Source organism: Actinoplanes sp. CA-131856 (genome assembly GCF_050956135.1).
Taxonomy (GTDB): Bacteria; Actinomycetota; Actinomycetes; order Mycobacteriales; family Micromonosporaceae; genus Actinoplanes.
The window spans coordinates 4,428,014-4,440,770 of sequence record NZ_CP191849.1; the positions used below are offsets into that span (position 1 = coordinate 4,428,014).

General features: G+C 72.3%; 9 protein-coding genes. 4 read left to right on the top strand and 5 right to left on the bottom strand.

What is annotated here, in order from left to right; genetic code table 11:
* Positions 1-54 precede the first annotated feature (54 nt).
* A complete protein-coding gene (locus tag ACQP2X_RS20425) occupies positions 55-1,545 on the top strand; it encodes a hypothetical protein (RefSeq protein ID WP_498699250.1) in 1,491 nt (496 codons plus the stop codon).
* On the opposite strand, the gene ACQP2X_RS20430 is transcribed toward ACQP2X_RS20425, so the two are convergent.
* Positions 1,515-3,134: a methyl-accepting chemotaxis protein gene (locus tag ACQP2X_RS20430; protein ID WP_498699252.1), complete on the bottom strand. Its 1,620-nt coding sequence runs from the start codon at positions 3,132-3,134 to the stop codon at positions 1,515-1,517. The genes ACQP2X_RS20425 and ACQP2X_RS20430 overlap by 31 nt on opposite strands.
* A 492-nt stretch (positions 3,135-3,626) precedes the next feature.
* Here ACQP2X_RS20430 and ACQP2X_RS20435 point away from each other — a divergent pair, with 492 nt between their 5' ends.
* Complete coding sequence (locus ACQP2X_RS20435; protein ID WP_498699253.1) at positions 3,627-4,463, top strand: hypothetical protein; 837 nt, start codon at positions 3,627-3,629, stop codon at positions 4,461-4,463.
* A gap of 410 nt (positions 4,464-4,873) precedes the next feature.
* Here the strand turns inward: ACQP2X_RS20435 and ACQP2X_RS20440 are convergent, their stop codons facing one another.
* Genes ACQP2X_RS20440 through ACQP2X_RS20450 form a run of 3 tightly spaced genes read right to left on the bottom strand, consistent with a single transcriptional unit; the run spans position 4,874 to position 10,399 of the window.
* Positions 4,874-6,127, bottom strand: a complete 1,254-nt coding sequence (locus ACQP2X_RS20440; protein WP_498699256.1) for an FAD-binding oxidoreductase — start codon at positions 6,125-6,127, stop codon at positions 4,874-4,876.
* 1 nt (position 6,128) lies between these two features.
* Positions 6,129-6,680 (bottom strand): GNAT family N-acetyltransferase, encoded by a 552-nt coding sequence (locus tag ACQP2X_RS20445; RefSeq protein WP_498699258.1) that lies wholly within the window; start codon positions 6,678-6,680, stop codon positions 6,129-6,131.
* Positions 6,681-6,685: 5 nt separating this feature from the next.
* Positions 6,686-10,399, bottom strand: a complete 3,714-nt coding sequence (locus ACQP2X_RS20450) for an ATP-binding protein (RefSeq protein WP_498699261.1) — start codon at positions 10,397-10,399, stop codon at positions 6,686-6,688.
* Between the two features lie 84 nt (positions 10,400-10,483).
* Between ACQP2X_RS20450 and ACQP2X_RS20455 the strand changes: the two genes are divergently transcribed.
* Positions 10,484-11,545 (top strand): methyltransferase, encoded by a 1,062-nt coding sequence (locus ACQP2X_RS20455; RefSeq protein ID WP_498699263.1) that lies wholly within the window; start codon positions 10,484-10,486, stop codon positions 11,543-11,545.
* 27 nt (positions 11,546-11,572) lie between these two features.
* Positions 11,573-11,998: a hypothetical protein gene (locus tag ACQP2X_RS20460; protein WP_498699265.1), complete on the top strand. Its 426-nt coding sequence runs from the start codon at positions 11,573-11,575 to the stop codon at positions 11,996-11,998.
* 14 nt (positions 11,999-12,012) lie between these two features.
* Here ACQP2X_RS20460 and ACQP2X_RS20465 read toward each other — a convergent pair whose 3' ends face one another.
* A complete protein-coding gene (locus ACQP2X_RS20465; protein ID WP_498699267.1) occupies positions 12,013-12,708 on the bottom strand; it encodes a GTP pyrophosphokinase in 696 nt (231 codons plus the stop codon).
* Positions 12,709-12,757 lie beyond the last annotated feature (49 nt).

The window sequence follows — 12,757 nt, forward strand, 5'->3', positions numbered from 1 at the left end:
ACATCGATACTGCTGCGTGTCCGGGCCGTGACGCGGTGACGCGATCTTGTAGTGGTGAGACGCGTCGCCTTCAGCTGGCTGATCCATCCCGTCACGGTGCTCGGGCTGGGTCTGCTGCTGCTCAACGACCACTACCTCAAGGCGGCGCATCCGGGCTGGCTCACCGGTAAGCTCAGCGACGCGGCCGGCCTGATCATGGCGCCGGCGCTGCTCGCGGTCCTGCTGACTCCTTTGGTGAAAGACCGGCGGGTCGGGCTGATCGCGACGGTCACCGTCGGTGTGGGTTTCGCCCTGGTCAAGGCTTGGCCGTACGCCACCACGACCGCCTCGGACACGTGGTCGCTGCTCCTGGCCACCGAGTTCCGGACCGACCTCACCGATCTGATCACGCTCCCGTTTCTCGGGGTGGCCTACTGGGCCTATCGCCATTCCTCGGCCGGGGCCGGCGGGCGCTGGTGGCGGGCGGCCCGGATCGGGGTGCTGCTGCCGGTGGCGCTGGTGGGAGTGGTCGCGACCAGCGCGCCGGAGAGCCCGTCGGCGGATTCGGTGGAGTCGATCGGCGGGGTCCTGTACGCGGGGGCGAACGAGCAGCCCTACCGCACGGCCAACTGGTCGGTCAGCCGCGACGGCGGGCACACCTGGCTGCCGGCGGTGGCGCCGGCCGGTGTCACCGAGACGGTCACTCAGCCGCGGCGCGAGGCGTGCTCGAAGGCCCAGCCCAAGACCTGCTACCGGCTGGTGCCGGGCGAGCTGGCGGTCCAGATGACCACGGACGGCCGGACGTGGGCCGACGACTGGCGGCTGTCGGAGGAGGAGCGGGAGGCGCTCTACCGCGACTACGGCGACGTCTACAACCGGGACGGCCAGCTCACCGGCCGGTCGATCGTCGTGCAGGACCTGCCCTCGGGCGGGCACGTGGTGGTGGCGGCGAACCGGCGGGACGGCTTCGCGGTGCGCGACGCGGCGGGCACGTGGACGCGGATCGGCTTCCCGGCCACGGCCCACGCGGCGGCCGTGCCGGCCCCCGACCTGAAGAAGATCACCGACTCCTACCGCTCGGAGGACGTGCTGTTCGGGGTGGCGATCGCGGTGCTGTTCGCGGGCCTGGCCGCCACCGGCGCGGCGGTCGCGGCGAACGTGCGGGCCGGCGGGAGCGCGCACTGGGCGTGGTTCCTGCTGCCGCAGGTGGCGTTCGGGCCGTTCCTGCTGTTGTTCGCGGAGCTCGGGCGTACGGACCCGTCCTCGGTCTTGTTCGCCTTTCCGTTCCTGGCCGTGGCGGTGACCGCGTTCGTGGGCCTGCTCTGCGTCATCGTCGTGACGGCGATCGCCATGAACCGCTTGCCGAGCGCGGGGCGGTGGCTCCTTCGTACGGCCGCAATTTTCTTGGTCTTCGCGATCGTGCAGGCGGGAGTGGTGGTCGCGTGGCTGCGGAACGGTGCCGAACACGGCTTGACGCTGGCGCTGGTCTCCTTCGTCGTGTGGTCAGCCGCCGCGGCCGTACCCTTCGCGCTTGATCAGAGGCGGAACCGGCCGACCATCACCTGAAGCTCCGACGACACCCGCGACAGGTTGTCGACGGTGGTGGTGGCGCGGGTCAGGGCGGCGGTCGTCGACTGGGCCGCGTTGGCCACGCCGGTGATGTTGGCGGCGATGTCGGTCGTGCCGCCGGACGCGTCGCCGACGCTGCGGGTCATCTCACCCGTGGTGGCCGTCTGCTCCTCGACCGCCGAGGCGATGGTCACCTGGTAGTCGTTGATCCGGGCGATGATCCGGCTGATCTCCCCGATGGCGTCGACAGCGCTGGACGTGTCGGCCTGAATGGCCTCGACCCGCCGCGAGATGTCCTCGGTCGCCTTGGCCGTCTCCTGGGCCAGGTCCTTGACCTCGCCGGCCACGACGGCGAAGCCCTTGCCGGTCTCGCCGGCCCGGGCCGCCTCGATGGTCGCGTTGAGCGCCAGCAGGTTCGTCTGCTCGGCGATGGCGGTGATCGTCTTGACCACGTTGCCGATCTCGGCCGAGCTCTCGCCCAGTTTCGAGACGGTGCGGTTGGTGGCCTCGGCGACCCCGACGGCCTGCGCCGCGACCTGCACGGCGTCGTTGGCGTTCTGGCTGATCTCCCGGATCGACGCGCCCATCTCCTCCGAGCCGGCGGCGACGGTCGACACGTTCACCGACACCTGGTCGGCGGCCGAGGACACCATGTCGGCCTGCGCGGCGGCCTCCCGGGCGTGGGCCGAGATCTCCTGGTTGGCGTCGGACAGGTCGGCCCCGGCCGCGGCGAGCGTGGCGGCGGTGGCGGTGACCTCGTTCAGCGTGTGCCGCAGGCCGTCCCGGGCCTCGTTGACGGCGACCGCCATCTCGCCGATCTCGTCCCGCCCGTACACGGTGGCCGAGGTGGTCAGGTCGTTGGCGGCGAGCGAGCGCAGGGCGTTGCCGACCGAGGTGACCTGGCGCTTGATCGTGGACGAGATGACGTACGCCAGGATCAATCCGAGCAGAAGGCCCACGACGATCGCGATGATCACCCAGGTCCGCGCCGTCGAGTAGGCGGCGGAGGCCTTCTCGGCCCGGTCGTTGGCCTCGGTCTTCTCGAGGTTCCGGAGCTGGTCGACAGTGTTGTTGACGGCGCCCTCGGCCTCGTCGAAGGCGGCACCGACATCGGCCGGCATGGTGAAGCCGGACGGCGGGCTCTCCCGGTAGAGGAGCACGTTGCGCAGGTCGCGGTAGGTCGCGAAAGCCTCGGTCAGGGTCGTCACGGCGGCCTGCCGGGTGGCCGACCCGGCCGCGGCGGCCGAGTAGGCCTCGAGCGACGCGTCGATCTCGGCGTCGGCGGCCTTGGTCTGCGTGATGGCGTCGGCCTTCTCGGCGGCGGAGGCCCCGAGGCTATAGATCAGCATCTCGCGGTACATGTCGGACATGCCGCCCTGGACGCCGAGAAGGTTGGCCATGCTCTCGACATGCTTGGACTTCATGGTCTCGAGCTCGTCGTTGAGGGTGCTCATCCGGTTGATGCCGATGACGCCGACCCCGAGCGCGGCCACGGTGAGGACCGCGACCAGCACCCCGATCTTGCTGTTGATCTTCATATTGGCGAACCACCGCGTCACGGAGTTGCCGGAGGTGCTCGTCGTCATGGGTGCCTCGTTGTCGGTCGTCAACCCTCTGCGGAAGGCAGCTCACCTGACAAATCGGTCAGGGGGGAATAGGTGTGAGCTTTAACGGCCAACTTGAGCAATCCAAAATAAACCGGCCCGATGGAGGTGTGCTCATGTGGTGGGTGTGACGCGCGGGCCTGGGCGTTCGGTTGATGCTGGTGGTTCGGGTGTCACCCCTCTTGCCGGCTTCCGGGCGGCGGTATGCGAATGCGGACTGGATCGCATGTGAATGTGTCAGGCTTTCCTCTTACCGCTCCGATGACTTTTGCGGGACAATAACTCATGCGCCAGATACGGGGTCAGATGCAGTTGTTCAGCCGCACTCGGATAGCGCAATGGCGCGATCCCACCAAACGCCGTAATTATTCCGCCGGCGCCGAGGAATTCCGCCGCGAGCATCACGAGCGCCGGCAGTACGGATTGATACAACGCCATACCCGAAAATGGCGCAGCCTGCACGGCGACAGACCGATGCCGCCGCTGGCCCCACCGCGCCCGTATCAACCACGCCACCGCCACTCGCTGACCTCGACGAACTCGGCCGCCGCTCGCCCGATCGACTCGACCACGCCAGCCCCAGCCGCGCCAGGTCGGGCCATTGCGGGTCCGGTCATTGCGGGTGCGGCCGTCTCAGACTCGGCTACGCCGGCCCTGGTCGCGCTGGATCGGGCCGCCCCAGACCTGGTCACTGCGGGCCCGGTCATCGCGGCCGCCGCCGGCCCGATCGACTCGGCCAAGCCAGCCCCGGTCGCGCTGGATCGGGCCGCCTCAGACCTGGTCACTGCGGGTCCGGTCATCGCGGCCGCCGCCGGCCCGATCGACTCGGCCAAGCCAGCCCCGGTCGCGCTGGATCGGGCCGCCTCAGACCTGGCCATTGCGGGTCCGGTCATCGCGGGCGCGGCCGCCGCAGACCCGACCACCCGGATTCTGGCCGCCCCAGACGGCCTGGCCACCCCTGGCCTGACCGCGCCGGACTTGGCCACCCCTGGCCTGGCCACCCCTGGCCTGGCCACCCCTGGCCTGGCCACCCCTGGCCTGGCCACCCCTGGCCTGGCCACCCCTGGCCTGGCCACCCCCTGGCCTGACTGCGCCGGACTCGGCTGCCCCTGGCCTGGCCACCTCCAGCCTGGCCGAGCCGATCTTGCCGTGCCGGTCTGGCCGACCCAGGCCTGGCCTCCCGACCTGGCCGCCACCTGCCGGGTCAGCGTTGATACGGGTGGCCTCAGGCCGGTCGGTGCAGCGCCTCGAGCCGTGCCCGCACGAGCCGCTCAAACCCCGATGGTGGCCACCAAGACCGGCTCCCATTGATTTACCGGCCACGGTGCTGCCGGCTACCGACGGTGCCTGCCGGGCACCCACCGCAACATCGCCCCGACCACGACGGCGGCCCTCGGCCGCACGTCTTACTGCGCCCCACAGAAAACCAGGAACAGCACACGACAAGCCGCCGCCACTGAACGAAACGAAACAAGGGCACGGCGCCGCGAATATTCAGCCGTCGTGAAAACAATTACAACGGCAGTGGACCACTCTGACGCCGGCAATTGTCTGGGGCATCCAGGAGGCTCGCGTGTGGTGCCGATGGTAACGAATGCAGTTGTCGGCGAAATGGGCACGAGCATCGGAGCCCCGAACTCGCGTAGCCGCGCGATCGCACTCGTCATCGACGCGAGTGCCGGTCCGGTTGGGCCTGAGGTCGTCTGGACCGGGGCCTACTGTCAGGGCCGGCTGATCGGGTAGTTGGCGCGCAGCACCGAATGGGGGTCGTGGCGTTGCTTGATGGCCTGTAGGCGTTTCAGCGTGTCGGGGGTGAAGGTGTTGGCTGCCGTGTCTGAAGGGGACAGGGCGAAGTACGGCTTGCGGGGGCTCACCGACGTGCCCAGGTGGGCCGTGAGCTTGTCCAGGCCGGCGTAGGTGGCCTTGCCGGGGGCGCCCAGCGCGTAGACGTAGTACGGCTCGGTCAGTGGGCCGAACGGGGTGGTCGACGGGGCGGCCAGTGCGCCGCCCAAGTGGCGCAGCTGCACGCCGAAGACCGGGGTCAGTGGGTGGCCCAGCAGTGCCTCCTCCGCCTCGTCGAAGCTGGTCAGCAAGAGGCTTCGGGAGGCTGAGGCGCTCGGGTCGACCGGGTCCGCCGTGATCGCGCCCAGCTCGGCCGGGGTCAGGACGCGACGGCTGTCGCGCGCCGGTTTCCCGAACGGCCGCAGCAACTCGGCCGCCTCGGCCGGTGGGCCCAGATAGGTGACGTCGACCGCGACCAGTGGGTCCATCCCGGGGAAGTTCAGCACTCCCAGCCACAGCGTGAGCGCCTCGGGTGCGGCGGTGGTGATTTCGGCGTACGTCTGGAAGATCTGCCGTGCCTCTGACAATGGCCACAGCATCCGGCCGCCGTAGAGGCTCGGTGCCGGATGCAGCCCGAACTCGATCGCCGTCACGATGGCGTAGTCGCCGCCACCGCCTCGCAGCGCCCAGAACAGGTCGCCGCCGGTCAGCCGCTTGCGGTCGCCCTCCGCGGTGACCACCTCGAACGCGGTCACGCTGTCGGCGGCCCAGCCGTACGCCCGGCCGAACCAGCTCAATCCGCCACCCAGCGTGTAACCGGTGACGCTCACGATCGGGGAACTGCCGGCCAGACCCGTCAACCCGTGCGCGCCTGCCGCCTCCTGCATCGCGCCCCAGCGGACCCCCGCGCCCGCCCTCGCCGTCGCGGCGACCGGATCGACACTCAGCTCGTCCAGGCGGTCGAGCCGCAGCAGGATCGCCCCGCCGGCGTTGCCCGACGCGCCGTGCCCGCCGGCCTGGGTGGCGATCTGAAGCCCGTTCTCCCTCGCGTGCCGCACCAGCGCGACCACGTCCTCGATGTCGGCGGCCTCCACGACCGCGCTCACCTCCTGCCCGACCAGGTTCCATGGCCGGTGAACGGTGTCGAAGCCCTCGTCGCCGGGCCGGAGCACCCGGCCCTTCAAGAAGTCCATGTCAGCCTGGTTTCCGTGTCGCGGCCCGCCACTCGCGGTCGAGGAGGGCGTAGATGGCCAGGTCGCCCCACTCGCCCTTGAAGCGGGACTCCTCGACCAGGTGGGCCTCCTGCCGCATGCCGAGGCGGCGGCAGACCCGGGCCGAGGCCTCGTTGCGCGGGTCGAGCTGGGCCCAGACGCGGTGCAGGCCCAGGTCGTCGAAGCCGAGGCGGACCAGCGCTCGGGCGGCCTCGGTGGCGTAGCCCTGGCCCTGGTGGCCGGGGTGGAAGACCCAGCCGAGCTCGCCCTGCTCGTCGTCGAGGCGGCCCGCGCGCAGGCGTACGTCTCCGATGACGTGACCCTCGACCTCGACGCCCAGCAGGATGCGGTCGCCCTCCTTCTCGATGCGCGTGGCGTTGGCCCGCTCGGCGATGAACGGCGCCACCTCCTCCGGCGCCATGGGCTCGCTCTCCAGGTAGCGCGAGACGTCGGGCCGGCCCCGGTAGGCCAGCACGTCGGCCTCGTCGCCGGGCCGCAAGGGGCGCAACAGCAGGCGTTCGGTCTTCAGAAGCACGGTGGTCAGCCTACGGAGTTCGCGGCTGTGCGCGCGCGGGCCGCCTGAAGCGGCAGGGACATGCCGTCGAACGCCTCGGCGGCGCGGGTCAGCAGGGCAGCCGCGGCGGAGTGGTCGCCGGCGGCGGCCAGCGCCCTGGCCTCGGCCCGGTCGCAGTGCGGGGTGATCGAGGCGAAGTAGCCGGCGGCCGCGCGGGCGGTGGGGAGGAACTCGCGCAGCGCGTCATGGTCGGCCAGTTGCTCGTACGCCTCGACGAGCGCCAGGGCCTCGTGCGGAATCTCCTCGGGGCCGGGGCGGCGGCGCCGGGCCACGAGCCGCAGCGCCAGGTCGCGGGCGGCGGCCGGATCGCCGAGCTCGATCAGCAGGCGGGCCCGGGCGGCCTCCGGATTGCCGGGCTGCACCAGGTCGGGGGTGACGGTGGCGGCCACCCGGCGGGCCTCGCCCGGATCGCCCCGGCGGGCCAGGGCCAGGGCCGCGACCAGCGGGCCCGACCGGATGTAGGGGCAGCTCATCTCGGCCTCGGGGCCCTGGCGCAACGTCAGGTGCTCCGCCAGGTACGGGTCGATCTCGTCCCAGCGGCCCAGATGTTCGAGACAGGTCATCACCACGGCCGTGCCGTGCAGGCGGTCGTGCGGGGACAAGTCGCGGGCGCCGGCGTACGCCAGCAGCGCGTGCTCCAGTGCGGTCACGTGGTCGCCGCGGACGTCGGTGATGAGCAGGCAGGCGATGAGGTGGGCCAGCGCCCGGTCCCGCTCGCTGCCGTCGTTCCCGACCTGGTCCAGCACGTTCATCACGGCGTCGTCGTAGCGGCCCTCCTGGAAGTGCACGGCGGCCAGGCCGAGCAGGGACACCCCGCGCAGTGCGGGCGAGCCGAGCCGGCCGGCCAGGGTGCACGCCGCGTCGGCGGCCTGGCGGCGGCGGGCCACGGGCAGGGGATCGGGGCGGCCGGTCCACGACCAGCGGCAGCCGCACAGCGCGCGCAGGGAGAGCAGCCGCGCCTTGGTGGCGGGATCGCTGACGGCGGCCAGCCCTTCGTCGATCACCCGGTCGCCCAGGGCGGGATCGGCCGGCACCCGGAAGCCGCCCCAGCGGGTCACCACCATCTGCGCGGTCTTCAGGCAGAGCGCGGCCCGGCGGTCGCCGTGGGTGAGCGCGATCGCCTCCCGCCAGGCCGAGACGGCGTCGTCGCCGGCGTAGGCGGTCTCGTGGTCGTCGCCGATCGCCTCCAGGGCCTCGGCCGGGTCGGCCGCGTACCGCAGCGCCCGCCGGTGCAGTTCCAGCGCCTTGTCCACGGCGTAGCGGCGGCGGGCGCCGACGCCGGCGGCGATGAGGGAGCGGTACGCCTTCGCCCGCACCCAATCGTTGGTCTCGGCGTTGTCGGCGGCCGCCGCGTAGTGGAAGGCGACCAGCTCGACGACCTCGTCGATCCGGTCGCGGGAGACCTCCTCGAGCCAGGCCGCCACGTCGGCGTGCCCGGTGGCGCGCTGGGCGGTCGGCAGCGCGGCGTAGGCGACGTCGCGCAGCAGGGCGTGCGTGAAGGCGTACTCCTGAAGCCCCGGCCCCGGCCGGGCCAGGACCAGGCCGCGGGCCTCCAGAGAGGACAGAGCCGACGGGTCGTGGCGGTCGCGTAGCGGCTCGGTCCAGAAGACCCGGCCGATGACGGCGGCCGCCCGCAGGAGGCTTTTCTCGGCCGGCGGCAGCGCGTCGACCCGCGCCGACAGCAGGGCGTGCAGGGTGTCGGGCAGGGCCGCGCCCGAGCCGCCCTCGGCCAGGTGGGCGGCGAGCTGCCCGAGGAAGTAGGGGTTGCCCTCGGCCCGGGCCAGGATCTCGTCGCGGCGCCCGGGATCGTGCGGCAGGCGGGTGACCAGCTCGCGGGCGGCCTCGTCGGTGAGCGCGCCGAGCGACACGATGGAGGCGCCGGCCGCGCCGGCGACGGCGGGATCCCGTTCGAGCAGCTCGGGCCGCGCGGTGGCGAGCAGGACGACCGGGCCGGCCGAGCGGGCCAGCAGCCGGGTCAGCATGGCCAGCATGGGCGCGCCGGCCCAGTGCAGGTCCTCGACGACCAGCAGGAGCGGGCCGCGGGCGGCGAGCGCGGTGACGAATCGCGGCCAGGCCCGGCCGAGCTCGTCGTCGACCGTCCGCGGATCGGCGCTGTCGAGCGGGTTCCCGGGCAGGCGGATGGCGGCCCCGGCGGCCAGCGCGTGAACGGTCGGCGGGCCGAGCGGCCCGGCGGCGCGGCGGAGCCGTTCGGCGGCGAGCGGGCCGGGTGTGCTCAGCGGGATGCCGCACGCGTCGCGCAGGATCTCGCCGAGCGGCCAGTAGGTGATGCCGTCACCGGCGGCCAGGCACCGCCCGCGCAGCACCCGCATGCCGGGCCGGGCCGCCACCGCCTCCAGCACGACCTCGCGGACCAGGCGGCTCTTGCCGATGCCGGCCGCGCCGGCCACCGTGACCAGGCGCGGCCGGCGGCTCGTCACGGCCTCGTCGATGAGCCCGAGGACGGCACTCAGCTCACCGGCGCGGCCGACCATCGGCGGCTCGCCGGTCGGCTGCTGCTCGGCGGCCCACGACGCGGCCAGCAGGCGGCTGCCGCCGAAGCGGAAGGCCCCGCGGTGGGCGGCCCGCCGGGTGCGCCCGGTGGCGTGCAGCGTGCGCGGGGGAGCCGCCTCCCGCAGCCGGGCGGCCCCGTCCAGGACCGCGCCGCCCATGTCGTCGAGCGCCTCGGAGGGCGGATCGGGCGCGATGATCTCGCCGGTGTCGGCGCCGAGGCGCAGCGGCGCCGACGAGCGCTGCAACATCTCGAAGCCGGCCCACAGCGCCCGCGAGGCGTGGTCCTCGCGCGCGGCCGGATAGCCGAAGACGGCGATGACCCCGCCACCGACCCGGGGCCGGACCGTGCCGCCCCAGCGCTCGGCGATCTCGCGGAGCAGGCCGGTCCAGGCCGCCACCTCGCGCCGGGCCCGTTCGGGATCGTCGCCCGGCGCGCCGCGGAAGTCGGCGTCGAGCACGGTGACCAGCTTCCGCTCCTCGGCGTCGCCCGGCGACGCGGGCGCGGTCAGCAGCGCCCGGTGTGCCCGTCGCAGCGCGGCGCCCGGCGCGACGCCGAGCTCCTCGCGCAGCAGCGACTCGATCCGCGTGTACCAGCGCAGCGCGCGATGGCGCTCCTCGAGGGCGATGAGCCGCGCGTACGCCTCCTCGCGCAGCGGGTCGGCCTCGACGAGCCGCTCCAGCGCCGCTATCGCGCCGCGCCGGTCGCCGCGGGTGCGCAGACCGTCGGCCCAGGACAGCAGGAGCGGAGCCAGCATGTCGCGCAGCTGGTCGCGGCGGGGCGACGCCCAGGCGTCGAACCTGTTCTCCGGGAGCAGCTCACCGGCGTACAACTGAAGGGCCTGGGGAATGTCGCCCCGCCCGGCCGCCTCCTCGAAGGCGTCGGCGTCGACCCAGAGCGGCGAACCGTCCAGGCTGAGCATGTCGCCTCGCAGGAGCAGGTGTTCGCCGCCCAGCGCGCGGCGGGCGAAGTGCAGAGCCTTGTTCAGCCGGGACGGCATCGACGGCCACAGCAGATCGATTGCCCGCTCGCGGTGGATCCGGTGGCCGGGAGTGACCGCGAGCAGCTTGACCAGGGAGAGCGCGGCGCTGCGATGCCAGTCCACGACGGTCTCGCCGCCGGCCTCCGCGTGGAAGCCGCCGAACAGCCGGATGCGCAGCTCGCCGGGCATGCCGGTGATTGTGCGCGCCCCGCGCCGCACGTGCGGACGGGAAGCGGACACGAAACGGAAATCGGCCGGAATAGCTTGCCCGGCATGACGACTACGACATTGAACGAGCAGCGCCTGATGGACTTCGTCTTCAAGGCGGTCGGCGACTTCGGCTCCATGCTGACCGGGTCGCTGGCGGTGATCGGCGACAAGCTGGGCCTGTACAAGGCCATGGCCGACGGGAAGCCGGTGACGGCCGCCGAGCTGGCCGAGCGGACCGGGACGGCCGAGCGCTACGTCCGCGAGTGGCTGTCGGCCCAGGCCGCGGCCGGATACGTCGAGCTCTCCGGCGACGACCGTTTCGTGCTCCCGGCCGAGCAGGCCGTCGCGCTGACCGACGAGAACAGCCCGGCCTGCGTGATCGGCGGCTTCGAGCTGATGCTGGCCGCCGTCCGCTCCACCGACCGGCTCGTCGACGCCTTCCGCACCGGCGAGGGCGTCGGCTGGCACGAGCACCACCACGACCTGTTCGAGGGCTGCGAGCGGTTCTTCCGCCCCGGATACAACGCCTATCTGGTCAACTCGTGGATCCCGGCCATGGACGGCGTCGAGGCCACGCTCAAGGCCGGGGGCCGGGTGGCCGACATCGGCTGCGGCCTCGGCGCCTCGACGATCCTGATGGCCGACGCCTATCCGCGGTCCACCTTCGTCGGCACCGACTATCACGCCGGCTCCATCGAGGCGGCCCGGCAGCGCGCGGCCGCGGCCGGCGTCGCCAACCGCACCCGCTTCGAGACCGGCCCGGCCAAGGATCTCGAGGGCGAGTACGACCTGATCTGCCTGTTCGACTGCCTGCACGACATGGGCGACCCGGACGGCGTCCTGGCCCATCTGCGCTCGCGCCTGTCGCCCGGCGGGTCCCTGCTCATCGTCGAGCCGTTCGCCGGCGACACCGTGCGCGACAACCTCAACCCGGTCGGCGCGGTCTATTACGGAGCTTCGACCCTTCTGTGTACGCCCAACTCGCTCTCCCAGGAGGTCGGAACCGCGCTCGGGGCGCAGGCGGGTGAGCGCCGCATCCGCGCGGCGGCCACCGGCGCCGGCTTCGCCCGGTTCCGCCGCGTCGCCGAGACCCCCTTCAACCTCGTCTTCCAGGCCCGCGCCTAGCATGACCCTTTTCTGGGGAGGGCCGGGATGGCCGAGCGCTGGGAACTGGTGCCCAACAAAGGGCTCCGATCGGGCGATGTCGAGGTGCGGCTGAGGGCAAGCCGTGAGGAGTTGCGGGCCGCGCTGGCCGGCCGCTTCGGGGCGCCGGACGAGAACCGGCCCTACGAGGACCAGTTCAGCAACGCCGACACGACCCTCTTCCTGCGCTACGAGGACGGGTTGCTCACGTCGATCCTGTTCATCGCCGGCTCTCTCCAGTACGAGGGCATCGAGCTGTACGACACGACGTTCGGCGTGCTGGAGCCGGCGCTCACCGCCCGCGGCCTCGAGCTGACCGACCCGGTCGAGTTCACCGACGGCATGGACGTGCCCGGCCTGGGCGTCAACATCGCCACCCGCGAGGACGTGGGCAGCGACGGCGACGAGATCGAATGGGTCGCGCTCTGGGTCTGACCGCTCCGGCTTTTTCAGCGGCGGGGGCCGTGGATCTCCCGGTGCAGGCGTTCCATGCGGACGTCGAGGCGGGCGGCGTCCTCAGCGGCCGCCGCCAGCTCCTGCCGCAGCGCGGCCGGCACGTCCGGGTCGTACTTGTAATGGATCTTGTGTTCGAGGCTGGCCCAGAAGTCCATGGCGACGGTGCGGAGCTGGACCTCGACCGGCACCGACACCACCCGGTCGGACAGGAAGACCGGGATCTCGACGATCAGGTGCAGGCTGCGGTAGCCGTTGGTCTTGGGCCGGGCGATGTAGTCCTTCGTCTCGATCAGCGTGACGTCGGGCTGCCGGGTGAGCATGTCGGCCACCGTGTAGACGTCGGAGACGAAGCTGCAGACGATGCGGATGCCGGCGATGTCCCTGATGCGGGCGCGCAGGTCGTCGAGGTTGAGCGGGCACTGGATGCGCTGCGCCTTCGCGGTGAGGCTCTGTGTGCTCTTGAGCCGGGGCAGCACGTGCTCGATCGGGTTGCCCCGGCCCCGGTGGGCGAGCTCCTCGGCCAGGATCGAGATCTTCGTGCCGATCTCGGCCAGGCCGAACTTGTAGACGAGCATGAAGTGGCTGAGATCGTCGGCGAACGACGAGGGCGCCGACGGCACGGCCAGGGTCTTGTCGGTCCGCCGGGCGATCTCCTGGTCGCCGCTCACAGCGGGCTGCTCGGTCGTCACGGTGCCGTTCTCCAGAGTCGTTCGATGCGCGGTGCCGCGGCATCCCTGC